At 35.8% G+C, this 23,569-nt stretch carries 22 protein-coding genes; 11 read left to right on the top strand and 11 right to left on the bottom strand.

The features are described from left to right. Nucleotides 1-36: 36 nt before the first annotated feature. A complete protein-coding gene (gene purD, locus ACPF63_RS13340) occupies nt 37-1,275 on the top strand; it encodes a phosphoribosylamine--glycine ligase (RefSeq protein ID WP_047383501.1) in 1,239 nt (412 codons plus the stop codon). Nucleotides 1,276-1,615: 340 nt separating this feature from the next. Beyond that, entirely contained in the window at nt 1,616-3,145 is a 1,530-nt protein-coding gene (gene guaA, locus ACPF63_RS13335; RefSeq protein WP_209785176.1) for a glutamine-hydrolyzing GMP synthase, read from the top strand. 55 nt (nt 3,146-3,200) lie between these two features. On the opposite strand, the gene ACPF63_RS13330 is transcribed toward guaA, so the two are convergent. Then, the gene (locus ACPF63_RS13330; RefSeq protein WP_149387942.1) at nt 3,201-3,503 is read right to left on the bottom strand and encodes a hypothetical protein; all 303 of its coding nucleotides are present in this window, start codon (nt 3,501-3,503) and stop codon (nt 3,201-3,203) included. A gap of 355 nt (nt 3,504-3,858) precedes the next feature. Further along, nucleotides 3,859-4,245 carry a hypothetical protein gene (locus ACPF63_RS13325; RefSeq protein WP_426480241.1) on the bottom strand — a complete coding sequence of 129 codons (387 nt, stop codon included), beginning with the start codon at nt 4,243-4,245 and terminating at the stop codon, nt 3,859-3,861. 89 nt (nt 4,246-4,334) lie between these two features. Here ACPF63_RS13325 and ACPF63_RS13320 point away from each other — a divergent pair, with 89 nt between their 5' ends. Next, nucleotides 4,335-5,843, top strand: a complete 1,509-nt coding sequence (locus ACPF63_RS13320; RefSeq protein ID WP_077414978.1) for a carbon-nitrogen hydrolase family protein — start codon at nt 4,335-4,337, stop codon at nt 5,841-5,843. A gap of 62 nt (nt 5,844-5,905) precedes the next feature. Here the strand turns inward: ACPF63_RS13320 and ACPF63_RS13315 are convergent, their stop codons facing one another. Beyond that, nucleotides 5,906-6,070 (bottom strand): hypothetical protein, encoded by a 165-nt coding sequence (locus ACPF63_RS13315; protein WP_167510741.1) that lies wholly within the window; start codon nt 6,068-6,070, stop codon nt 5,906-5,908. 210 nt (nt 6,071-6,280) lie between these two features. Between ACPF63_RS13315 and ACPF63_RS13310 the strand changes: the two genes are divergently transcribed. The 3 genes from ACPF63_RS13310 (at nt 6,281) to ACPF63_RS13300 (ending at nt 10,053) form a co-directional block, all read left to right on the top strand. Further along, nucleotides 6,281-7,927, top strand: coding sequence for an ABC1 kinase family protein (locus tag ACPF63_RS13310; RefSeq protein ID WP_426480240.1), 1,647 nt, complete (start codon nt 6,281-6,283; stop codon nt 7,925-7,927). 91 nt (nt 7,928-8,018) lie between these two features. Then, entirely contained in the window at nt 8,019-8,528 is a 510-nt protein-coding gene (locus tag ACPF63_RS13305) for a hypothetical protein (RefSeq protein ID WP_228408707.1), read from the top strand. Nucleotides 8,529-8,700: 172 nt separating this feature from the next. Then, nucleotides 8,701-10,053 (top strand): DEAD/DEAH box helicase, encoded by a 1,353-nt coding sequence (locus ACPF63_RS13300; RefSeq protein WP_426480239.1) that lies wholly within the window; start codon nt 8,701-8,703, stop codon nt 10,051-10,053. 40 nt (nt 10,054-10,093) lie between these two features. Here ACPF63_RS13300 and ACPF63_RS13295 read toward each other — a convergent pair whose 3' ends face one another. From ACPF63_RS13295 to ACPF63_RS13265, 7 genes are all read right to left on the bottom strand, one after another. Beyond that, a complete protein-coding gene (locus tag ACPF63_RS13295; protein WP_426480238.1) occupies nt 10,094-11,059 on the bottom strand; it encodes a tetratricopeptide repeat protein in 966 nt (321 codons plus the stop codon). Nucleotides 11,060-11,069: 10 nt separating this feature from the next. Further along, nucleotides 11,070-11,726, bottom strand: coding sequence for a GDSL-type esterase/lipase family protein (locus ACPF63_RS13290; RefSeq protein WP_219072451.1), 657 nt, complete (start codon nt 11,724-11,726; stop codon nt 11,070-11,072). 65 nt (nt 11,727-11,791) lie between these two features. Continuing rightward, nucleotides 11,792-12,256, bottom strand: a complete 465-nt coding sequence (locus ACPF63_RS13285; protein ID WP_047383521.1) for a lipocalin family protein — start codon at nt 12,254-12,256, stop codon at nt 11,792-11,794. 305 nt (nt 12,257-12,561) lie between these two features. Continuing rightward, the gene (locus ACPF63_RS13280; RefSeq protein WP_426480237.1) at nt 12,562-13,725 is read right to left on the bottom strand and encodes an iron-containing alcohol dehydrogenase; all 1,164 of its coding nucleotides are present in this window, start codon (nt 13,723-13,725) and stop codon (nt 12,562-12,564) included. Between the two features lie 206 nt (nt 13,726-13,931). Next, nucleotides 13,932-14,537, bottom strand: a complete 606-nt coding sequence (locus ACPF63_RS13275) for a hypothetical protein (RefSeq protein ID WP_077414964.1) — start codon at nt 14,535-14,537, stop codon at nt 13,932-13,934. A 34-nt stretch (nt 14,538-14,571) separates the two neighbouring features. After that, nucleotides 14,572-14,976, bottom strand: coding sequence for a hypothetical protein (locus tag ACPF63_RS13270; RefSeq protein ID WP_077414962.1), 405 nt, complete (start codon nt 14,974-14,976; stop codon nt 14,572-14,574). Nucleotides 14,977-15,048: 72 nt separating this feature from the next. After that, on the bottom strand, nt 15,049-15,768 hold the full coding sequence (locus tag ACPF63_RS13265) for a hypothetical protein (protein ID WP_426480236.1): 720 nt from the start codon (nt 15,766-15,768) through the stop codon (nt 15,049-15,051). 130 nt (nt 15,769-15,898) lie between these two features. Here ACPF63_RS13265 and ACPF63_RS13260 point away from each other — a divergent pair, with 130 nt between their 5' ends. Next, entirely contained in the window at nt 15,899-18,433 is a 2,535-nt protein-coding gene (locus tag ACPF63_RS13260) for a phosphoenolpyruvate carboxylase (RefSeq protein WP_426480235.1), read from the top strand. 203 nt (nt 18,434-18,636) lie between these two features. Here the strand turns inward: ACPF63_RS13260 and ACPF63_RS13255 are convergent, their stop codons facing one another. Next, nucleotides 18,637-20,238 carry a S8/S53 family peptidase gene (locus ACPF63_RS13255; protein WP_426480234.1) on the bottom strand — a complete coding sequence of 534 codons (1,602 nt, stop codon included), beginning with the start codon at nt 20,236-20,238 and terminating at the stop codon, nt 18,637-18,639. Between the two features lie 88 nt (nt 20,239-20,326). Between ACPF63_RS13255 and ACPF63_RS13250 the strand changes: the two genes are divergently transcribed. The 4 genes from ACPF63_RS13250 (at nt 20,327) to ACPF63_RS13235 (ending at nt 23,553) form a co-directional block, all read left to right on the top strand. Beyond that, the gene (locus ACPF63_RS13250; protein ID WP_077414954.1) at nt 20,327-21,451 is read left to right on the top strand and encodes a DegT/DnrJ/EryC1/StrS family aminotransferase; all 1,125 of its coding nucleotides are present in this window, start codon (nt 20,327-20,329) and stop codon (nt 21,449-21,451) included. A gap of 8 nt (nt 21,452-21,459) precedes the next feature. Next, nucleotides 21,460-21,918: a hypothetical protein gene (locus tag ACPF63_RS13245; RefSeq protein ID WP_426480233.1), complete on the top strand. Its 459-nt coding sequence runs from the start codon at nt 21,460-21,462 to the stop codon at nt 21,916-21,918. An 8-nt stretch (nt 21,919-21,926) separates the two neighbouring features. Further along, complete coding sequence (galE, locus tag ACPF63_RS13240; RefSeq protein WP_426480232.1) at nt 21,927-22,949, top strand: UDP-glucose 4-epimerase GalE; 1,023 nt, start codon at nt 21,927-21,929, stop codon at nt 22,947-22,949. A 151-nt stretch (nt 22,950-23,100) separates the two neighbouring features. Then, nucleotides 23,101-23,553: an adenylyltransferase/cytidyltransferase family protein gene (locus ACPF63_RS13235; protein ID WP_077414948.1), complete on the top strand. Its 453-nt coding sequence runs from the start codon at nt 23,101-23,103 to the stop codon at nt 23,551-23,553. Nucleotides 23,554-23,569 lie beyond the last annotated feature (16 nt).

Raw genomic sequence — 23,569 nt, 5'->3', positions numbered from 1 at the left:
ATATATTTGTAAAATAAGACTAGATAATAAAAAAGTATGAGAATATTAATCATAGGTGAAGGCGGTAGAGAATCTGCTTTAGCGGCAAAGCTTCAGAATGACTCAAGAATTTCTAAAATGTTTTTTGCCAACGGGAATGCTACTACCGATGTAATAGGGAAAAATGTTCATTTATCGGAAATTAAAGAACTTAGAGATTTCGCAATTAAAGAAAAGATTGATCTTACGATCGTAGGTCCGGAAGCTCCTCTTGTAGCGGGTATCAAGGACGAATTTAAAAAACACGATCTTAAAGTTTTCGGTCCTACTCAGAAAGTGGCAAGCCTTGAAGGGAGTAAAGCTTTCTCTAAGAAATTTATGCAGACCTATGATATCAAAACAGCTAAGGCGGTAGTATTTGATTCATACAACGATGCTAAAGAATATGTGCAGACACAGCAATATCCTTTGGTGATCAAAGCTAGTGGTTTAGCAGGTGGAAAAGGTGTTGTTATTTGTGACAATCTTGAAGAAGCTGAAGCTACTATCCACGACTTCATGATCAGAAGAATCTATGGAGATGCAGGAATCCGTTTAGTTATTGAAGAATATTTACAAGGTTTTGAAGCGTCTATCATTGCTTTCTCTAATGGGGAAAAATTGTTCCCATGTGTAGCAGCAAAAGACTATAAAAAAGCTGGAAACGGAGATACAGGGCCTAATACAGGAGGTATGGGTTCAATAGCACCAAGCCCGGAATTTACTCAGGAGCATTATGCAGATTTTGAGAAAAATATCCTAGAACCAACTATTAAAGGTCTTAAAGCCGAAGGTTTCGGATTTAAAGGAATCATCTTCTTCGGATTGATGGTTACGAAAAACGGAGCTTACCTTCTTGAATACAACATGAGATTCGGAGATCCTGAAACTCAGGTATTGATGGCGCTTATGGAAAACAATCTTTTGGATGTGATCCAGGATTGTATGGAAGGAAAAGACATTGAGCTTAAGTTTAAAGACGAAAAAGCAATTTGCCTTGTAATGTGTTCAGGAGGTTATCCAAGAAACATCGAAACAGGTTTCGAAATTACAGGGGAAGATAAGCTGAAACATAGTAAACTTTTATATGCAGGAGCTATCAGCAAAGGAGACAAAGTGGTTTCCAACGGGGGTAGAGTTCTGAACATTGTAGCTACAGGTGCTACTTTCGAAGATGCCCGCAAAAAGGTTTACGAAGACGCAAGTCATGTACATTTCGATTACGGCTTCTACAGAGACGACATCGGAAAGTTTTAATAAAATCACGAAAAAAGATTTGGAGCCATTCCAAGTCTTTTTTTGTAAAACGGTTGAATAAGCAGTAGGCTGTAGCAATAAGCCGTAGATTTTCTAAGTTTTATATTCTATCAATAGAATCGAGCTTTAGCCCGATTGATTATAAAAAAATAGCGATAGAAATGGCTTTAGCCCAGACCTAAATAAATTGCTGAAACAGTTTTTGAGTGAATATTTTGATTAATAGATATGATACAGGCTTTGTCATTCCGTAGGAATCTCAAAAGTATCGTGAAACTCTAATACAATTAAACAATCAAAAGAATCCTCATTATTTATAATTTATAAATCATAATTCAAAATGAACAACGGTATTATTATTTTAGATTTCGGATCCCAGTACAACCAGCTTATCGGAAGAAGAATCCGTGAGATGGGTGTATACTCTGAAATCTTACCTTACAATACACCATTACAAGATATTTTAGCAAAACAGCCAAAAGGAATTATTCTTTCCGGTGGACCAAGCTCTGTGAATGCAGAAAACGCTCACCTGGTTGAAAAAGAATTATACGAACAAGGAGTTCCTGTATTGGGAATCTGCTACGGAATGCAGATGACAGCTCACCTTTTAGGAGGAAAAGTAAATAAAGGAGAAAAGGGAGAGTATGGTAAAGCAAACCTTGAGATCGTAAAAGAAAGCTCTTTATTGAAAGGGGTGACTCAGAACTCTGTAGTTTGGATGAGCCACTTTGACGAAGTAGGAGAATTGCCTGCAGGTTTTGAATTGAACGCAAAATCAGGAGTAATTGCTTCTATCTCTAACGAAGAAAGTAAAATCTACTGTGTTCAGTTCCACCCGGAAGTATCTCATACTGAAGAAGGAGGAAAAATGCTTGAAAATTTCGTTTTTGGAATCTGTAACTCAGAGAAAAACTGGAAACTGACTAACTATATTGAAAAAACAGTTGAGGAAATCCGTGAGAAAGTAGGAGACAACAAAGTAATCCTTGGTCTTTCAGGTGGTGTAGATTCTTCTGTAGCGGCAGTTTTGATCCACAAAGCAATCGGTGATCAGTTGACTTGTATCTTCGTAGATACGGGATTATTGAGAAAGGATGAAGGCAAAAAAGTAATGGATCAATATGGAGAGCATTTCCATATGAACATTAAAATGGTGGATGCTCAGGAAAGATTCCTTACAAAATTAGCCGGTGTTGATGATCCTGAAGCAAAAAGAAAAATCATCGGAAACGAATTTATCCACGTATTTGACGAAGAATCTCATAAAATTGAAGGCGCTAAATTCCTTGCACAAGGTACTATTTACCCCGACGTTATCGAGAGCCAGTCTGTAAACGGACCATCTGCAGTAATCAAGTCTCACCACAATGTTGGAGGACTTCCTGAAGATATGGAATTCGAGTTATTAGAGCCCTTAAGAGAGCTTTTCAAGGACGAAGTAAGAAGAGTAGGAGAAGAATTAGGTATTCCTCACCACATGGTATACAGACACCCTTTTCCAGGTCCTGGATTAGGAATCAGAGTATTGGGAGCTGTAGATGCTGAGAAAGTAAGAATCCTTCAGGAAGCTGATGATATCTTCATCGAAGAATTATACAAAAATGATCTTTACGAAAAAGTATCTCAGGCATTTGTAGTACTTCTTCCGGTAAAATCTGTAGGAGTAATGGGAGATGAAAGAACTTACGAATACACTGCTGTAGTTCGTTCTGCCAATACCATCGACTTTATGACGGCAACATGGAGCAGACTTCCTTACGAGTTCTTAGATACTGTTTCCAGCAGAATCATCAACGAAGTAAGAGGAATCAACAGAGTAGCTTACGATATTTCAAGCAAACCACCTGCAACGATTGAGTGGGAATAATCTTTGACTTGAATTTAAAATATAAATCCTGCCCGTTTTGGGTGGGATTTTTTTGTTAAAATATAAAATCTGAGAAAATTTTAGAATAATCCTCACTGAAAAAGAACATTCTACTTACTTCATTATACCTTGCAATGACAAACTTAATATTTTCATGAGATTGCTGTTTGATTAGACAGAAATCATCATGAATTTGTTGTGTTAGTTTTTTTACATCTTCACTTCTGGCTATTTCATTTCTGAACCTATATAAACTAATTAAGTTATCTAGTAATAGAGGACGATTAGTAAATGAAATTTCAAAGTTTTTCATTTCAGTATCGTACTCCTGAATTTTTTGATAAAGCAATTCTTCCATAATTTATAATAAAATCCTGTCTTTTCAGGCGGTATTTTCTACTAAAACTGTTTCAATGAAAAAATGATAAGTATAATATTTATCATAATTAATACACAATATATCAGCTTGAATAGTATATGCTTATGGAAAATAGCATAATTCACTAACATAGTGATCATTAAATAAAAGTAAATGAAAGTTTTTGCTTCTTGAGGATCTATTTCAGATGCTGAAAACAAGTTTAAATTATGTGAAATATTGACTGATGTGTCTGCATAAAAAATTCTTAAAATAAAGATAATTGAGATACTTATGAGTAAGGTTACTGCGTATGGCTTCATCAGCTAATAAAATATTAATATTGTTTTTCTTTTTAATTTACGTTGTAAAAATAAAAATCTTCAGCAGAAAAAGCATTCAAATTTTCCATAAAATCAAAATAAGTATTATAAATATCAGGATCTACAGACAGATATGGATTAGATAGAGTATTGACCATAATGTATTCTATATCATGAAAAGTATGAAGAAGATTTTTTACTTGTAAAGCATATTGACTTTCTATAAAAATCAGAGGATAATTCAAACAGATATATCCGATGGTTTTATTTCCTAAGTGAAGAGCCGTAATTTTTTCTGTATCCATTTCTATATTAATGCCATAATGAAATGAAAGTACCTCCATTACGGAGCTGAAATCAGAATGTTTCCAGTAATTATTTGAATAAATTGCTTTTCGTAAAGTTTCGGTGATATCCACTGTTAAATTTTGTGTAAATAGTTGGAAAGTACTTTTCTATAAGGATTTAAGTAAAATATTTTCACTAAATTTAAGTAAAATTATATCAAATGCAAATAGAAACGAGACCCCTGACTGTTCAGGATTATGATGAATTGGTAGTGACAATGAAAAGGGCGTATCCTCAGATGTCTGAATCTATCTGGTCTAAAAAAAGTATAGATAAACTTACGAGAATATTTCCTAAAGGTCAGATTTGTATCACCGTAGACGGGAAATTGGCTGCCGTAGCACTGTCCATTATTGTGAATTATGATGAATTTGGGGACGACCATACCTATGTTGATATTACAGGAAATTATACATTCAATACCCATTTGTCAACAGGAAATGTATTGTATGGGATAGAAGTTTTTGTTGATCCTGAATTTCGGGAACTGCGCCTGGGAAGAAGATTGTATGATGCCAGAAAAGAATTGTGTGAGCTGCTCAATCTAAAATCAATTATTCTGGGTGGAAGAATTCCGAACTATCATAAATATAGTGATGAGATTTCTCCAAGAGAGTATATCCGAAGAGTAAGAGATAAGGAAATTTATGATCCGGTATTGTCTTTCCAGCTTTCCAATAACTTCCTTCCCATAAAGATTCTGAAAAAATATCTTCCCGAAGATGAATCATCACTGGAAAACGCTGTTTTGCTGCAGTGGAACAATATCTATTACAGCAAAAAGCCCAATACAATGCAGGATAGTATCATCCGCTTAGGATTGGTACAATGGCAGATGAGGCATTTTAAAAATATCGATGCTTTTTATGAGCAGGTAGAATTCTTTGTTAATGTAATGGGAGACTATAAGTCAGACTTTGTTCTTTTCCCCGAACTTTTTAATACTCCGCTTTTAGCACCCTTCAATAAGCTTTCAGAAAGAGACAGTATGATTGAGCTGGCTAAATTAAGTGAGGAAATAAAAAATAAAATCTCTGAACTGGCGATCAGTTACAATGTCAATATTATTTCCGGAAGCATGCCTGTTTTTGATCATGATAATAATGATTTATATAATGTCAGCTATCTGTTGCATCGTGATGGACGTATTGATGAATACCGAAAAATCCATATCACTCCAAATGAAAAAAAGTATTATGGAATGAAAGGAGGAAACGAAATCCGGGTTTTTGATACCGATTGTGGGAAAATAGGACTTGTAATTTGCTATGATGTAGAATTTCCGGAATTACCAAGAATTCTGGCTGATCAGGGGATGAAGATTCTTTTTGTTCCTTACCTTACAGATACCCAGAATGCTTATATCAGAGTGCGTCACTGTGCTGCTGCGAGAGCGATTGAAAATGAATGTTATGTAGCTATTGCGGGTTGTGTAGGTAACTTACCGGGAGTAAACAATATGGATATTCAGTTCGGACAGGCTGCCGTATTTACCCCTTCAGATTTTGCTTTCCCTTCTAATGGTGTAAAAGGTGAGGCTACTCCCAATACAGAAATGACCCTGATTGTTGATGTAGACCTGAACTTATTGAAGGATCTTCATCATAACGGCTCGGTTCAGGTGATGAAAGACCGTAGGAAAGACCTGTATGAAACTTATCTTAAATAACAAAACAGAATGCATTAGCATTCTGTTTTTATTTTACCTAAAATTTTCTTTGAGTGGGCTGATTACATGTACTGAGGACATACTACAGCAGGGCAGATCAATTTTGGACATCTTGGTCTTCCGTCTGTAGGGCAGCATTGGTTGGAGCAGTTTCCGATAATGATTCCGCTTCCTGCAATCCCTTTTAATTGCTCTCTTGAAAGTTTGTTGTTACGTAAATTTTTCATGTTGTAATACTTTTGGTTTGTTTTATTTGTACGCTGTAAATATATTAATTTTTATGATATATGATGGTTTTTGTTGTTATTGATGTATTTTATTCTTTAAAAGGTTGATTACGTGTTGTTGTTTTTAACTTTCCATGTTGATGTTGTTGTAATAATTCTTTTTATAAAGGAACAATTTTTGGAGTAAATTGCACCTACTATTGATAGACTATGTTTGACAAACAGCAAAGAAAACTGAAAAGATCCGCAAGACTGATTTCCGTATTGAGTAAATATGGTTTCAAAGATATGCTGGCAAGGATGAATGGAGGAAATAAGCAGGAAGAAACTTCCGGTTCAGACGAGATTATTTCAAAAGGAACCGTTTACGAAAGAATAAGACTGGCTCTTGAAGAGCTTGGGCCTACTTTTGTAAAATTGGGTCAGACATTCAGTAACAGAGAAGATTTATTACCACCGGAATTGATTCAGGAGCTGCAGAAACTTCAGGACAAAGTGGAAACAGTAGATATGGACGTAGAAGAAGCGCTGGAAAGTGAATTCAATATTTCCGTGAAAGACTGTTTCCGTGAAATCCAGAAACAACCTCTGGCTACAGCTTCTATAGCACAAGTGTATAAAGCAATTTTGCTGGATGGCAGTCCGGTGATTTTAAAATTGAGAAAGCCTGATGTGCAGTCAGTTATTGAAGATGATCTACTTTTGATCAAAGACATTGAAAAGCTGATCTCTGCCTATTCCGAAATAGGAGAAAAACTTAATCTGAAACAGGCCATTTCTACCTTTGAAAGATCATTGCTTGAAGAGGTTTCTTTGACTAATGAAAGGAATAATATACTGCAGTTCCGTCTGAATTTTAAGAACAATAAAGAAACATATGTTCCCAAAGTCTACGAAGAATTTTCCAACAACAATATTCTTTGCATGGAATTCATCGACGGGATAAAGGTAACAGACAAATCGGTACTTCTGGCTAATGATATTAGTCCTGTAAAAGTTTCCGAAGCAGGATTAAGGCTGTTTGTATCGCAGATCTTAGACTATGGATTCTTCCATGCTGATCCTCATGCCGGCAATATTTTGGTGAAAAAAGATGGTAAAATAGTTTTCATAGATTTTGGGGCAGTGGGCAAAATTCAGCCTAATGATAAAGAAATTCTTGAAAATCTTATCGTAAGTTTTGTTGCCAAAAACTCTCATAAAATAGTACGGTCACTCAAAAAAATGGCCATAAGCTATGAAATACCTGATGAAAGGAGGTTTGAAAATGACGTAGAAGATATTTTGAATTTTGTTCACAGCTCATCACTGCAGGATATCAATGTACAGGTGATCATCAACAAGATGAAGGATATTTTAAAGGATAACAGGCTCTATATGCCGGATTATTTCTATCTTTTATTCAAAGGTATCAGCTTAATAGAAGGTGTTGGAAGGAGCATAAACCCAGATCTGGACATCGTTAAAAGTCTTCATCCTTACACGAAAAAGATTTTCACCAAGAAAATAAATCCTAAAAATCTTTTAAAAACAGGTATGGACCGGATGATGAATTTTACAGATAATGTAGATGAAATCCCAAAAGAACTCCGTTCTGTTCTTCAAAAACTGGATGAAAATAAATTTACGGTATCCAGTGAGATCAAGAATATAGACAAAACCAACCAGCTGATTAAATCCAGTGTTGTCAATTTGATTCTGGCTATGGTCTTAGGCGCAAATATAATTGCAACAGCCATCGTTTTTAGCTCAGAATCCGGTCCGAGAATAGGAGAATTATCTTTAGTGGCAGTCTTAGGTTTTGTATTTTCAATTATTCTGGTCTTAATACTTTTACTGAGAGTGACAAGGAAGTGATACACAAACTAAAAATGAAAGAATTACAATTCTTCTATTCCGCACCATAAAACCCGAATCACGGATCTCACAACTAAAACCAAAACCTACCATGAAAACAATTATTATAACAGCAATCACCTTATTCAGTTCATTTTGTATGGCTCAGGAAGCCAGTGCAGAGAATATTCAGGGAGATTTTGACGGAAACGGAACCAAAGAATATGTCTATACAAAAGTCAGTGACTGTGGTGACGAATGTGAAGGAAAGTGTGAAACAACTATTTACTTCAGTGATAAAAATATAAAGCCTATAACAATTTCACCAGCCAATCAAGGAAGCCTGTATAATCTGGGAGACCTTAATGGGGACGGAAAAGAGGAGATTGGTTTTTATCCCAACTGGTGTACCAGCTGCTGGCATCCGTTTTATGTTTATACTTTAAGTAAAACTGGATGGCAACCGTTATTGCCCTCTATTTCAACTCACTGTAATCAATGGGAAGAAGATAAATTCCCCATCAAAAAAGATCCGAAAAAGAAAGGATACGTTATCGTTACCTCCAGCAAATGGGAAGACGACGATATTAAAACTATCAGTAAAAGTGTGAAAGTAAATTAAAGAGTTAAGTTGTTGCTGGTTGCTGGTTAATCAGTTATTTTTCCGGATAGCTCAAGTTTTTTTGTTTTTTATCTTCGAGAAAATTGGCAATTCACTTGAGAAGCAAAATTCACTATTGACCAATTCCTTACCTCTAATTTTTAACTTCTAATTAAATACCTATCTTTGCAAAATGGAAAAACTCACTTTTGCAGATTTTGACCTGCCGGTTAAAATTCTTGATGTTTTAGCAGATTTGGAATTATTTGAACCCACACCCATTCAGGAGAAGAGCTTAAAGCCTATTCTTTCAGGAAGAGATGTGATGGGAATTGCGCAGACCGGAACCGGAAAAACATTAGCTTACCTTTTGCCCGTTCTGAAAACATGGAAATACAGCAAAACAGGAAATCCAACTGTTTTGGTGCTTGTTCCTACAAGAGAATTGGTGGTACAGGTAACTGAAATCATTGAGAAACTGACAGAAAATATTACTGCAAGAGTAATCGGAATATACGGAGGAAAAAATATCAATACTCAAAAACTATTGTTCAACGATGGTTGTGATATTTTGGTAGGAACGCCCGGAAGAGTGATGGACCTTTCCATAGACAATGCTATTTCTCTTAAAGAAGTTCAGAAATTGGTCATTGATGAATTTGATGAGATGCTTAACTTAGGTTTCAGACCGCAGCTTACTCATATCTTTGAAATGATGAAAGCAAAGAGACAGAACATCCTTTTCTCTGCAACCATGACGGAAGCAGTAGATGAAATGCTGGATGTATACTTTGCAAGCCCGATTGAAATTTCATTGGCAAAATCAGGAACGCCGCTTGAGAAAATTGAACAGACTGCTTATAAAGTAGAAAACTTTAATACTAAGATCAACTTACTTGAATATTTACTGAAGAACGATACAGATATGTCCAAGGTCTTGATTTTTAATAATAATAAAAGACATGCCGACATGCTCTTTACTAAAATTGATGAGCTTTTCCCTGGACAGTTTGACGTGATTCACTCTAATAAGTCTCAGAACTACAGACTTAAGGCTATGAAAAGCTTTGAGAATGAAGAAGTGAGAGGTTTGATTACTACAGATGTAATGGCAAGAGGTCTTGATATTTCCAATGTTACGCATGTTATCAACTTTGAGACACCGGATATTCCTGAGCAGTACATTCACAGAATCGGTAGAACGGGTAGAGCAGACAAAGAAGGAAAAGCGGTTACTTTTGTAACTAAAAAAGAAGAACCTTTGATTCTTGATATTGAGCTATTGATGGATAAAGATCTGAAATTTAATGAATTCCCGGAAGGAGTTAAGATCAATCCTAAAAAGATCGCTGATGAAGAAGATCAGATTGTTATGAAAAATCCTGCACAGGTAAAACTGAATGATGGAGGAGGAGCATTCCATGATAAGAAAGCTAAAAATACTAAAGAAAACTGGGGTGGTCCTTCCAAAAGAAAAGCACCTAAGAAGTTTGGAGCTAACAGGTCCCAACAGAAAGCAATATCAAAATCGAAAAGAAAGAAATAAAATAAAAAACGATTCCTTATACGGGAATCGTTTTTTATTTTTAATCGAATTGAATATTGTTGCTTTTTAAAATTTCTTTAAACTTATCTGTTTTACCTTCTTCTTTCATACTCTTATAAATATATCCTATCATTTTTTCAGCATCCGATCGGTAAGGCGATTTTTGTTCAGAATAAATCCTGTATGCTTTACAAATATTATCAAGACCTTTTTCATTATTCTTCAGATGAGTAAAGTAGACCTGTCCCATTCCATAATAAACTTCCGGATCACCGGGATATACTTTATCAAAATCGTTATAGGCATCAATAGCTTTCTGATATTCCTTTTTATAAACATACGTTATTGCTATATTCTGTAAAGGCATTTTACCTTTTGGATCAGCAGCCAATGACTGTTTATAAGCGTTAAGAGCTTTATCATATTCCCCTATTCTTCTATAGGAAATTCCCAGATTATCCCAGGCATAAATGAATTTTGGATCAATTTTTACTGCTTGTTCATAATTTTGAATAGCTTCTTTCCAGTTTTCCGCTTTTCCTGCATCAACGCCTTTTTCATAGAAATCAACAGCCGTATCATTTTTTGAGAACTTGTCATAACTGGTTTCAGTAGTTTTGGTAGCTCTTTGCACGCTCTCGCAGTTTTGCATCAGATAACGTTCAAGCTCATTATAGCTGTCCTTGTATTGCTGTGAATTCTTATTCGTATTAAAAGTCAGGTTAATCTGCTTTTTCCCGTCTACTTTAGGTGCTTTTTCAGATTCTTTTTCTGCTCCTTTCAAAAGTGTTGAGATCTGAAGTGCTCCCGTGTATTTGTCAATACATTCATGAACATCTTTTATGATATCTTCCTTCTTCCTGTTTGCCAAATGAATAGAATCAGCACATTTACAGGCATTTTCTGAGAGCTCCTGAAGAACTGTTTTTTCATTGGGTTTCTCCTGAGAAAATGAAAGAGAGTAGAATAAAACGAAAAATAAAATGGTTATTGTTTTTTTTATCATGGGTTATAGTTTATTTCAGGTAAGGAGTGATCACTTTGGTCCAGATTTTATATCCCTCCGGCTTAAAATGAAGCATATCTTCCACAAAAATATCTTTTCTTACATTTCCATTAGCATCTTCCATCGCTTTAGTAACATCAATATACTCAGCATTGGGCTCTTTCTTCATAAATGCAGCGATCTTCTTGTTGGCAATTTTCATCTGCGGCCAGATCACTTCTCTGCTTGGAGAGTACTTGATAGAGATATAATCAACTTCAATATTGGGAAATTTTTCACGTATTTTTTTATAAAAAGCTTTATATCTGTCAACCACTACTTTTGCTTTTAGCTGATGGTTGTCTGCAAAATCATTTTCGCCACAGTAAATAATGATCTGCTTAGGCTGATAGGGAGCTAAAAGATCATTCGCAAAATCATTAAGGTCTGTAAGTCTGGACCCTCCGAACCCTCTGTTGATAATTTTTTGATTAGGGAAATAATCTGCTATATCAGTCCATTTTGTGAATGACGAGCTTCCCAGAAATAGAATGGCATCCTTTGGTGGTGGGTTTTGCTGATCTTGCTTTTTGAATTCCTGAATGTCCTGCCAGAACATTGGTTTTTTTTCCTGAGAAAAGGCAATAACAAAACACAGCAATAGGAATGCTGATAGAATCTTCTTCATTATATTCAGTTTTAAATTAGATATAAAAATAATAAAAAACTCCCGATTAGCGGGAGTTTTATAATTTATCTTTTGTAAGTAACATAGGGGATATCAGGAATTTTATCTCCATCCATATCAAAAATTCCGGATTGCTGAGCAAGTTTAAAATCTTTACCCGTCAAAACATCAACTCTGTAGGTGATAGGTGATTCTTCCTCACCAAACTTAATTCCTATAACTTTTGAATCTGCATCATAAGTATATCTTCCTTCAGTTTTTGGAGATGGAGTACAGTCAGCACCTTCTCCTGTATAGGCTGTATAGCTCACATAATAGTCTGTTCTTAAGAAAAGAGTGTTTTTGGCTGCACATCCAGTTAATGTCTCAGTATAAAGCACTGTTTTATTATCTTTTCCGGAAATTACTTCCCTTTTAACTTCCTTCCAATCTCCCTTCATGATATCCATATCGTAAGCTTCAAGATTGTCATCTTTACAAGAAGTAAGTGCCAGGGCAGAAAAGGCAAATAAAAGTAGCTGTTTTTTCATTTTCACAAATTTAAGAATATGCTAAAATATAAATAAATTTGAAATATCTATAATGAAATAATGATTTTTTAAACGAATGTTTGTAAATTGAATAATTTTGAGAGGGTAATCAGTATTTTCAGGCGTCTAAAAGCCGCTAAAACATAAGAAATTGATTTAAAGAATATACAACTAATTAGTCAAGATCATATAAAATCAAAAGAAGCGGGCTAAATCCCGCTTCAATATGAATTAATTGCCACTCTTCCAGTCAAAAATTAAAGGCTCAGTATAATCTTAAACCTTAAACTTTAAATTTTGAATTTCTAGTAGCTCATCTCTACAATCTTATAAGCATCCTGCGGAGTTAGTTTTTTATACTCTCCAAGGCCTAACCATTTTCTGTCTGTAAAGGCTTTTTCAACCTTTTCAGCTGTTCCTTTAAAGTCTTCTGTATACTCAGAAAGTTTGGTTTTGATATGAAGGCTGTGGAAGAATTCTTCCATTTTTTTGATTCCCTGTTCTGCTTTTTCTTCTACACTTCCGTCTTTGATTCCCCAGACTCTCTCGGCATATTGTGCCAGCTTTCCTTTTTTATCATCAAAATTGTAACGATAGTGGGATGGAGCGATAATTGCCAGCGTTCTTGCATGATCAATACCGAAATAAGCAGTCAGCTCGTGTCCCATTGCGTGTACTGCCCAGTCTGTAATGACTCCTTTCTGGATCAGTCCGTTCAGCGCCATTGTACAGCACCACATAAAGTTTCCGGCAGCATCATAGTTGAAATCATCAGCCAATACTTTTGGAGCCGTTTCCTGAAGACTGATCAGAATGCTTTCTGCAATTCTTTCCTGAAGATCAGCAGAAGAAGGCGCAGTCATGTATTGTTCCAAAACGTGGGTGTAGGCATCTGTAATTCCATTCACAATTTGGTTTTTTGGAATAGATCTGATCACCTCCGGATCCAATACAGAAAACTGTGGGAAAAGTCCCGGTCCTCCGGAAGACAATTTTTCATTAGTTTCTCTTCTTGAGATTACATACCCTGAATTCATTTCTGAACCGGTTGCAGGCAGCGTTAAAATACTTCCGAACGGCATTCCTTCTCCTTCAAAAGTTCTTACTGAATTTCTCAGAATGTCCCACGGTTCGCCAGCATAATTAGCTGCTGCGGAGATAAATTTCGTTCCGTCAATCACAGATCCGCCACCAACAGCAAGGAGATAAGTGATATTTTTTTCTTTAATAAAGCTTAAGGCATTGAGTAAGACTTCATATTCAGGATTGGCAGGAACCCCACCAAATTCATATACTTTATGATCCTTCAAGGCCTCTTTTACCTGGTCGTAAACACCATTGTTTTTGATGCTTCCACCTCCGTAAATCATTAATATTCTTGCATCTTTAGGGATTTCTTTTGAAATTTTAGCAATTTCACCTTTCCCGAAAAGTATTTTTGTTGGATTTTTAAACTCGAAATTAAGCATTGTTCTAAATTTATTTTAACCCAAATTTACGGAATGGAAAAGGAAAATTGAGTTAACGAAATTTTAAAATTGCTATTATTATATTTTATGAAAGCTATTGCAGTTAATGGTTTTTGAACTATTGATATTATTCCTTTTTATATCATTCAGTCGTTTTTCCAGATTAAGGATAAAGAATCCTTGTGGCTTAGCGTTTTCCAACTAAGTTATAATGGACTGCAGTTTTCATCCTTTGCATAGATTCCATTGCTTTTCGCTTCCAACTTTCCGGTTTTTCTGTTGATCTTCACCAAAAAAGACTCTTTTACAGCCGGACAGCCCTTAGACTGCATAAGATACATAGAGATATGACGGTCCTCAATTTTATAAGCTCCGGTAAAACGGTTGCTTGTATCTACCGAATAACCATACGTTTTTGCGAGCAAAATAGCTTCAGGAAGGTTGTCTACAGTTCCGATAAAGTCTCTTAACTGCTGTTCATTGGAAAAATAAACTGATCTTTCATTTTTGCATGCAAGAATGTATGAAAAGCAGTTGTTGCCTATACATTTCTGGAAAAAACCTCTTTCCGGAACAGGCTCATTGATGGTCATAAAATCGGGAGCCTGGCTTTCATAGACCACTGCTTTTTCATAATCAGTATCATTGCTGAGCACCCGCCAGTAGGCATAGTCTTTATCAGGAACAATGAAAGGATAGAGATAATCTACCGTATCAAGGATATCAGGAATTTTCTTGTAATCATCGGAAACCTTGATCTGGCCAAAAAACAGATTGGAAAGGATCAGGAAAAAAGCGATGATGAGTTTCATAGAGAAAGTGTTTTCAGTGCAAATTTAAAGAGAATTATTCCAATACAATTTTATAATATCCTTTTTCATCAGTTACATCAATATCTATTCCTGTAAAAGTCAGTTTATTGATTTGATAACCATCACAAGCTCCTTTAAATTCTGATGACTGTATTGCAAAATCAAGGTTTTTAATATTAGAATAAAATTTATAATTTTTTGTTCCGTTATAGGCGCCTACATTTTCTACAATAACCTTGTTGTCGGAGGTTTTGGTTAATTGTATATTAACATTGTTTTCATCCTGAACTGAATACGTGGTCAATGTTCCATTGGCAATAAGATTCTCATTGTTGGAGTTTACGAACTCAAAAATGATGGGTAGAGGTGCATTGTAACAATCTTTTTCACAAGAGATAAACAGAATTGTTATGAGTAGAAAAGTAAATATTTTTTTCATGGATTATGGATGTTGTAAGAGTAAAATTAATGAAAATTATATTAAACGGACTCTTACATATATCTCAAAGAATTAGTTGACCATATGCTCTACAAAAGGAACAATCCTGTTATTCTCAATTTTTCCTTTGATATAAACAGAATCGCCATTCTTGAAAATGTATTCATTGACAAGAAGGTTGTTTAACCCGCTAGGTTCAAAAAAAGACTGAATCCAGGGATGCAGATTTTTTAATAAGGAAATTTTTTGAGTTCCTCTGGGTTTATAATCTTGCAGATAGTAGGGTGTTCTATCGCTGGTAGTATAAGTTTCGTAGACAAAAGGCATATTTCTTTGATCTGAATTTTTTATGATACACATATTAAAATCAATAGGATATAATTGCCCATTGATTAAAAGTTGAGCTCCTTTGGGATAGCCTGCTGCCATGGCGTAATCGAATTTTTCGTAAATTTCTTTATATCGTTTGTTTCGTTTGACGGTACCCACACGCAGCAGATAGAATGCCGCATCTTTTCCTGATAGAGGAGTTGAGATCGTTTGGTCTGTATAAACGGTGCATTTAAGAACGGGTAATGAGTGGACGACATCTACCTGCTTATTGTACTCATCAACTCTTTCCTGCATTGATTCCATACTGCCAAAAGCAAAAGAGCTAAAAGCTATTGCTGAAAAAGCAAAGACCAGCATAAACACTCCAAATATGATTAAAATAGTTTTCAGTCCCTTTTTGTCAAGCTGGGTTCCATTGTTTTTAATATTCACATTGGCGTTAAAATTGAATTTAATCATGGTTCATTTAAATAGCTTTCAAAACTAAGGAATTCTTGAATAAAAATTAATATGTTTTTTTGCTTTTAATCCTTTACTTTTTTGTCATTTGTCAACCCAACTCATTCCAAAATCACTTACATTTGTTATTATGATACACGACCAACGCGCAGAAAAATTCAGGCAGATCGTGGAAAATAAGTTCCAGATCTACAATTCATTATTTATGAGCCTGCCTTATGATAAAATGACGAATATCGGAATGCTGCTTCCGTTTCTTTATGAGGAAAGCAGAACCGGCTATGAAGCAGGAAAAACCCCCGAGAACATCGTCGAAGAATTTTTTAAAAACCATACCGATCTTCAGACTGAGGAACAGAAACTCGAACTGCTTTTCAAGATCATTCAGTATATAGAAAGACAGGTAGTTTTGTTTGACAGTATTGAAGATGCTGCTTTTCCTAATCTTCACTCCGAAAGTGACAGTGGTACCGTAACCAATCTTTTTGAACGCTCTTTTCAGGATCATAAAATTGAAAAAGTACGTGAAAAATTAAAAGATTTTAGTGTAAAGGTCGTGTTTACAGCGCACCCTACACAGTTTTATCCAAGTTCAGTACAAAGGATCATTCAGGACTTAAGAGGAGCTATTACCAGTGATTCCGTTACTCAGATTGATACGCTTCTGCAGCAGCTGGGGAAGACCCCTTTTGTCAACAAAGAAAAACCTACTCCTATAGATGAAGCTTTGAGTATCATTTCATACCTGAGATACGTATATTACGATACCATTGGCGAATTGTTTACGAAGATCAAAAAGACTTTCGGAAACGGGCATTTTCATCTTCATGAAGATATTATCCAGCTTGGATTCTGGCCTGGAGGAGACAGGGATGGAAATCCGTTTGTAACAGCAGATGTAACAAAAAGGGTAGCAGAAGAACTTCGTTCGGCAATTCTGAAGTCCTATTACAGCCATTTGAAATATATCAGAAGAAGATTAAGTTTCAGAGGCGTTTCTGAAGTTTTAGCCCAATTAAGTGAAGAACTGTATGCTGCCATTTTTGATGGGAAAAGTATTACAGCTGAAGATATTTTAAAGAAAGCTGCAGAAGCGGAAAAAATATTAGTTAATGAACACAACTCTTTGTTTTTAGATCTTCTGGCCAATTTCAGAGATCGTGTAATGATCTTCGGAACTCACTTTGCGACGTTGGATATCCGCCAGGACAGCAGAATCCATCAGAAAGTGATTGATGATGTTTTTGCAAAAGTATCTGGAAATGAAGAGGCTGATTACGAACGGAAATTCAATACGCTGATTCAGGCTTCAGAAACGGTAAATGCTGAAGATTTTGAAGATATTGTGAAAGATACATTGTTAACAGTTTCACAGGTTACAGACATTCAGAATCTGAATGGATTAAGGGGAATGAACCGCTATATTATTTCCAATTCCGATGCGGTGAAAGATGTAATGAATGTTTATGCATTCTTTAAAGTTTGCGGATATAAAGATGAAGATATCAATATGGATATTGTGCCACTTTTTGAAACGATGGAAGGTCTTGCCAACGCCGAAAATGTGATGAATGAACTGTATCATAATCCTGTCTACAAAAAACATCTGGAAAAAAGAGGAAACCAGCAGACCATTATGCTTGGATTTTCTGACGGAACCAAAGATGGCGGGTATTTAAAAGCCAACTGGGAAATTTATAAAACAAAAGAAGTATTGACTAAACTTTCTGAGCAGAAGAATATTAAAGTTGTATTCTTTGATGGCAGAGGAGGACCGCCAGCCAGAGGAGGAGGAAAAACCCACGATTTCTATGCTTCTCAGGGAAAAACTATTGCCAATAATAAAATTGAACTTACAATCCAGGGGCAGACCATTACCAGTATTTTTGGAAATAAAGAACAGGCAAAATACAATTTTGAACAGCTTCTGACAGCCGGTGTGGAAAACGATGTATTTAAAAATGCAAAAAAAGAGCTTACGGAAAAAGAAAGAGCCTTGATCATTGAATTGGCGGATATCAGCTATGGAAAATATTCAGATTTAAAGGCCCATCCTATGTTTGTTCCCTACCTTCAGGAGATGAGCACCCTTGAATATTACGGAAAAACAAATATCGGAAGCCGTCCTTCAAAAAGAGGAAACGGAAGCGAACTTAAATTTGAAGACCTGAGAGCTATTCCGTTTGTAGGTTCATGGTCCCAATTGAAGCAGAATGTTCCCGGATTCTTTGGCTTTGGGTATGCCATGCAAAAGATGAAAGAGCAGGGAAGGTTTGAAGAAGTAAGAGAACTGTATAAGGGTTCAGATTTCTTTAAGACTTTAGTATTGAACTCCATGATGAGTATGAACAAATCTTATTTCCCGTTGACTTATTATATTAAAAGCAACCCGAAGTTTGGTGCCTTCTGGAATATTCTTTTTGATGAGTATGAGCTTTCAAGAGAAATAATGCTGGAGCTGACCGGTTTCAAAATGCTTCAGGAAGAAGATCCACTGTCTAGAAAATCGGTGAAGATCCGCGAAAAGATTGTGCTTCCATTATTGAGCATTCAACAATATGCCTTGATGAAAATACAGAAAGGAGAGGGCAATAAAGAAGCCTATGAAAAATTGGTGACGAGATCACTGTTTGGAAATATTAACGCGAGCAGAAACTCTGCTTAAGTTGTTTTAAACAAACGTTTTGTACATAGTGTACAATAATATATCAACAGGAATGGGCTTTAGCCCATTCTTTTTTTATTAATCAATCCATCCGCTTTAGCCGAAATATAGCTGTTGTAGAAGAATATCTCTCGCACATTCAACAAAATTAAACACCATATCAAAATCTGCTCAATCTGTTTAATCCGCGAGAGACAAAAAAATTATTCCTTTAAGAATTTCTCATAGTAAACCTTATCCTTCATCTGAATTTTCAGATAATAAGTTCCTTTGGCAAAATCCTCCACTTTTATAGATTTCTGCTGGCTGCTTTTTCTGATCAGCCTTCCCAGATTATCATAGATTTCCAAAGACAGGACTTCCTGCTCTGATGCTATGTTCAGAATGTTTTTAGCAGGATTCGGGAATATAGAAAACTTTTCCTTTTTTACCGTTTCAGAAGTATTCAGAACGATATTGTACAGACTTCCGAAGTTGAGAATGCCAAATCCTGTCTGATCTGAATGGGCAGGATAAAGTGAAGCTGTTTGTCTTAGCTTTGTTCTCATCTGCTCCCTGTCCATCGTTGGAAATGCCTGAATAAGACATGCCACACCTCCTGCAGCAATAGGAGTAGAAATGGATGTTCCATTCACAACTGTAGTTGCATTATCATACACTGTGGTAGTAGCAGTTCCTTGAGTACTTCCGTCAGGTTTTACCACTCCAAGAGAGTTCGGCCCAAAAGAAGAAAATCCGGATGCATTCCCTGCCGAATCTACAGAACCGATGGAGAATACTTTAGCATTGTCAGATGGTGTCATCAGATAATGCCATGGCTGCAGCCCGGAATTTCCGGCAGCAGCCAGAACAAAAATTCCTTTTTCAGCAGCAATACCTGCTCCCCGGGCAATGAAAGAAGTACTTCCGTTCATATTGGCATAAGTATAATTGTAACGGCTCTCATCAAACACATTGTATCCCAGTGATGAGGTGATGATTTCTACCCCTTTCCTGTCTGCTTCCTCAGCTGCTTCAATCCAGTATAGCTCTTCTTCAGGAACTTCTACAGTGGCATTTTCACTTCGGTAGAGATAGAAATCAGCATCAGGAGCAGCGCCAACAAATATGTTTTCCAGATATCCGCCGATAGCTCCTAAAACAACAGAACCATGAGGACTGAGCGTTGTATTATAAATGTTTCCGGTTTTGGTGACAAAATCATAGGCCGCTTTTATATGATTACCGTTCCATAATCTTGAAAAAGCAGTTCCTGTATTCACAGTTGGAAATCCGGCATCAATGACGGCTATAGAAATCCCTGTTCCAGTGTAACCTGCCAGGTGAAGTGGCCGTATATTGACCTGATCGATTTGGCCGGCACCGGAACCATAATTAAAGTTGGTAAGTATTTTATTGAGACTTGCATCATCTTGCCATTTTACAGGTGCTGTTTTTACGGTAGTTGAACTGTTTCTGGCAAAACTTTCAACAGACAAGACAAAAGACTGAGCCTGCAGCAGTGTTTTTTGGGCAGGAGTAGCATTCACTGCCGCTCCGTTGAGCCATTTTGAATAATCTGTAACGGTAAATCCTAAATTTTGGAGATTCTGAAGATAAGACTGTTCAATGGGGGCATCCTGATCGTTGAGAGGAATTCCCAGCGTTGTACGCCTGTTGAGTGATTTCTGACTGAGTTCAGAAAGCGGATTTGCATAAAATGCAGCTTTGTTGGGCTTATCAGTAAAGAAAACAAACACAAGTTCTGTTTGGGCAGATACATTAAGATAACCCGTTAGGAAACAAAAGAGTAAAAGTTTTTTCATAAGATTATTTTGTATAAAGATAAAAACAAAATCAATAAAATTTTTGATAGGATATTAAATTCCTTATTTTTACAGAAATATTTATTATATGAAAAAAATTCAGATGGTTGACTTGCAAAGTCAGTATTACAAAATAAAGAATGATGTAGACAATGCTGTTTTGAATGTAATGGACTCTGCAGCGTTTATTAACGGACCTGAAGTAAAGTCTTTCCAGAATGAATTGGAGTCTTATTTAGAAGTAAAACATGTGATTCCATGTGCCAATGGTACAGATGCATTACAGATTGCCTTAATGGCCCTGGACCTGAAAGAAGGAGATGAGATCATCACCGCTGATTTTACTTTTGCTGCAACGGTAGAAGTAATTCACCTGCTTAAGCTAAAATCTGTATTGGTAGATGTAGATTATGATACATTCACTATTTCTACAGAGCAGATAAAAAAAGCGATTACGCCAAGAACAAAAGCGATCATTCCGGTACACATTTTCGGACAGTGTGCGAATATGGAAGAAATTTTGAAAATTGCTGAAGAGCACAACCTATATGTTATTGAAGACAACGCTCAGGCAATCGGTTCAGAATATACATTCTCTGACGGAAGTGTAAAGCAGGCAGGAACAATGTCTACTGTAGGGACAACTTCTTTCTTCCCTTCAAAAAACCTAGGATGCTACGGAGATGGCGGAGCTATTTTTACCAACAACGATGAATTAGCACACCGTTTGAGAGGAATTGTAAACCACGGAATGTACGAAAGATATTATCATGATGAGGTAGGAGTAAACTCCCGTTTGGATAGCATTCAGGCTGCGGTATTAAGAAAAAAACTTCCTCACCTTGATTCTTACAATGAAGCAAGAAAAAGAGCAGCAGATTTTTATGATGAAGCATTTGAAGGAAACCCAAATATTCTGACTCCAAAAAGAGCTGAGAACTCTACTCACGTATTCCACCAGTATACTTTAAGAATTCTGAACGGAAAACGTAATGAACTTCAGAAGTTTTTAACGGAAAAAGAAATCCCTGCAATGATCTATTATCCGGTGGCCCTAAGAAAGCAGAAAGCGTACTTCCAGGAGAGCAATGATGCAGACTTTGTGAATACAGATAAGCTGCTGGATCAGGTAATTTCTTTACCAATGCATACAGAATTAGACGAAGAACAACTGAAGTATATTACGGATGCTGTTCTTGAGTTTATGGGATAAAAATAACTATGACGGAATTTTTTTTAAAAGGAAGGAAATATAAATTCTTTTTAGGGTTTCATCTTTTTATCGTAGGATTATATTCAATCTATGTAATAAATACATTGAATTCCTATAATTCCTCATCTTACTCAGAATACTATAAAGAAAGTATTTTTGAAAATATTTTGAAATACTCTTTTTACATTATTGTAAATTTAATTTCAGGGGGGATTATTTATTTTAAAATGAAGTATACAAAGATTATTCTCAATTTTATTGCAGTAATGATCTTTATTTTAGTTTGTTATGCAGAATATACCCTCATTAAAACTTATACCAATAATTCATATTACAACTTTGTAATTGCTTTTAATACAATAGTTATAGGTTTTATTATTTTTTATCTTCTTTATCTGAACAATATGGATAAAGAGAAAGAGGTAAAGAAAAACGAAATAGAAAATATAGGCAAACACGAAGATTAAAAAATAAAATGGCAATACTTGTTACAGGAGGACTTGGATATATTGGTTCTCACACAGTAGTGGAACTTATCAATAGCGGCTTTGAAGTAGTTATCGTAGATGATTTATCCAATACGGAAAGGTTTATTTTAAAAAATATAGAAGAAATTACAGGTAAAAAGGTGGCTTTTTATCCTTTTGATCTAAAAAGAAGAGAACTTCTTACTCAGGTTTTTGATGCCTATCTGATTGATGGCTGTATCAACTTTGCAGCTTCTAAAGCAGTAGGAGAGAGCCAGATAAAACCTGTGGACTATTATGAGAATAATTTGTTCTCACTGATTAATATTCTTCAGGAATTTAAAGAAAGAGAAATCTCCAACTTTATTTTCAGTTCATCCTGTACAGTATACGGGCAGGCAGATGTAATGCCGATTGATGAAAATACCCCTTTAAAAGTACCTGAAAGTGTGTATGGGAAAACAAAACAAATGGGAGAACAGATCCTGATTGATTTTGCAAATGCCTATCACCGTAAAATTTCGTTATTAAGATATTTTAACCCGATCGGAGCCCATCCTTCTGCAAAACTCGGAGAACTGCCGATAGGAATTCCTAATAACCTGGTGCCTTATGTGATGCAGACGGCTTCAGGAGTACGTGAGAAACTGAGTATTTGGGGAGATGATTATGCTACAGAGGACGGGACAGCCGTTCGTGATTATATTTATGTTGTTGACCTGGCGAAAGCACACGTTGCAGCATTAAAAAAACTGATGGAAGACTCTTCATCTGAAGCTGTGATTGATACCTACAACCTGGGAACAGGAAAAGGTTCATCTGTGTTGGAAGTGGTGAAAGCATTTGAAAAGGCCAATAATGTAGAAGTGCCATATCAGATCTGTGCCAGAAGAGAAGGAGATATTACGATCGCGTATGCCAATGCTGAAAAAGCTGAGAAAGAACTCAACTGGAAGTCTGAAACCTCTCTGGAAGAAGCTTTAAGAACGGTTTGGGAATGGCAGAAGTATTTGAATACAAGGAATGTATAGTATTTCTATGGTTATGAAGATTTATTGACTATAGAAAAGAACAATTTAAAACGAATTATATAAACAAATTACAAAACGTCTTCCCTGAATCTTTTGTTTTATCTTTTTAAAAAGAACATTTATTTCAGTGAAGTTTTAATTCAAAATTAATATGAAGACACAGAGAATAGGGATTACATTTTCCTCATTTGACTTATTACATGCCGGGCATATCAAAATGCTTGAAGAAGCTAAAACGGTATGTGACTATTTAATCGTTGGACTTCAGATCGACCCTTCCCACGATCGCCCCAACAAAAATAAGCCAAGCCAGACTATCGTTGAAAGGTATATTCAGCTGAAAGCAGTAAATGCTGTGGATGAGATCATTCCTTATTATACAGAAGAAGATCTGCTGGATATTTTAAAGTCATTTGTGATTGATGTAAGAATCATCGGGGATGATTATATGGACAGAGACTTTACAGGTAAGAAATACTGTGAAGAAAAAGGAATTGAGATCTTTTACAACAAAAGAGACCATAGGTTTTCCACCAGTGATCTGAGAAGAAGGATCTATGAAGCTGAAAAAGAAAAAGATTCCAAAGCTGAACCTGTAAAATAACAATAATAAAAAATCC

Origin of the sequence: Chryseobacterium sp. R2ACT005 (genome assembly GCF_049949215.1) — a bacterium.
In the GTDB taxonomy this organism is placed as follows: Bacteria; Bacteroidota; Bacteroidia; order Flavobacteriales; family Weeksellaceae; genus Chryseobacterium.
This window is presented reverse-complemented; position numbering and strand designations above follow the sequence as displayed.

What these genes read in the sequence shown, in the direction of transcription:
- ACPF63_RS13235 (WP_077414948.1), top strand. Translation starts at nt 23,101, where the DNA reads ATGAAGACACAGAGAATAGGGATTACATTTTCCTCATTTGACTTATTA.
- ACPF63_RS13255 (WP_426480234.1), bottom strand. Translation starts at nt 20,238, where the DNA reads ATGAAAAAACTTTTACTCTTTTGTTTCCTAACGGGTTATCTTAATGTA.
- ACPF63_RS13320 (WP_077414978.1), top strand. Translation starts at nt 4,335, where the DNA reads ATGCAAATAGAAACGAGACCCCTGACTGTTCAGGATTATGATGAATTG.
- ACPF63_RS13310 (WP_426480240.1), top strand. Translation starts at nt 6,281, where the DNA reads ATGTTTGACAAACAGCAAAGAAAACTGAAAAGATCCGCAAGACTGATT.
- ACPF63_RS13290 (WP_219072451.1), bottom strand. Translation starts at nt 11,726, where the DNA reads ATGAAGAAGATTCTATCAGCATTCCTATTGCTGTGTTTTGTTATTGCC.
- ACPF63_RS13280 (WP_426480237.1), bottom strand. Translation starts at nt 13,725, where the DNA reads ATGCTTAATTTCGAGTTTAAAAATCCAACAAAAATACTTTTCGGGAAA.
- ACPF63_RS13245 (WP_426480233.1), top strand. Translation starts at nt 21,460, where the DNA reads ATGACGGAATTTTTTTTAAAAGGAAGGAAATATAAATTCTTTTTAGGG.
- ACPF63_RS13295 (WP_426480238.1), bottom strand. Translation starts at nt 11,059, where the DNA reads ATGATAAAAAAAACAATAACCATTTTATTTTTCGTTTTATTCTACTCT.
- ACPF63_RS13300 (WP_426480239.1), top strand. Translation starts at nt 8,701, where the DNA reads ATGGAAAAACTCACTTTTGCAGATTTTGACCTGCCGGTTAAAATTCTT.
- ACPF63_RS13260 (WP_426480235.1), top strand. Translation starts at nt 15,899, where the DNA reads ATGATACACGACCAACGCGCAGAAAAATTCAGGCAGATCGTGGAAAAT.
- ACPF63_RS13275 (WP_077414964.1), bottom strand. Translation starts at nt 14,537, where the DNA reads ATGAAACTCATCATCGCTTTTTTCCTGATCCTTTCCAATCTGTTTTTT.
- guaA (WP_209785176.1), top strand. Translation starts at nt 1,616, where the DNA reads ATGAACAACGGTATTATTATTTTAGATTTCGGATCCCAGTACAACCAG.
- ACPF63_RS13305 (WP_228408707.1), top strand. Translation starts at nt 8,019, where the DNA reads ATGAAAACAATTATTATAACAGCAATCACCTTATTCAGTTCATTTTGT.
- ACPF63_RS13285 (WP_047383521.1), bottom strand. Translation starts at nt 12,256, where the DNA reads ATGAAAAAACAGCTACTTTTATTTGCCTTTTCTGCCCTGGCACTTACT.
- ACPF63_RS13315 (WP_167510741.1), bottom strand. Translation starts at nt 6,070, where the DNA reads ATGAAAAATTTACGTAACAACAAACTTTCAAGAGAGCAATTAAAAGGG.
- galE (WP_426480232.1), top strand. Translation starts at nt 21,927, where the DNA reads ATGGCAATACTTGTTACAGGAGGACTTGGATATATTGGTTCTCACACA.
- ACPF63_RS13265 (WP_426480236.1), bottom strand. Translation starts at nt 15,768, where the DNA reads ATGATTAAATTCAATTTTAACGCCAATGTGAATATTAAAAACAATGGA.
- ACPF63_RS13270 (WP_077414962.1), bottom strand. Translation starts at nt 14,976, where the DNA reads ATGAAAAAAATATTTACTTTTCTACTCATAACAATTCTGTTTATCTCT.
- ACPF63_RS13330 (WP_149387942.1), bottom strand. Translation starts at nt 3,503, where the DNA reads ATGGAAGAATTGCTTTATCAAAAAATTCAGGAGTACGATACTGAAATG.
- purD (WP_047383501.1), top strand. Translation starts at nt 37, where the DNA reads ATGAGAATATTAATCATAGGTGAAGGCGGTAGAGAATCTGCTTTAGCG.
- ACPF63_RS13250 (WP_077414954.1), top strand. Translation starts at nt 20,327, where the DNA reads ATGAAAAAAATTCAGATGGTTGACTTGCAAAGTCAGTATTACAAAATA.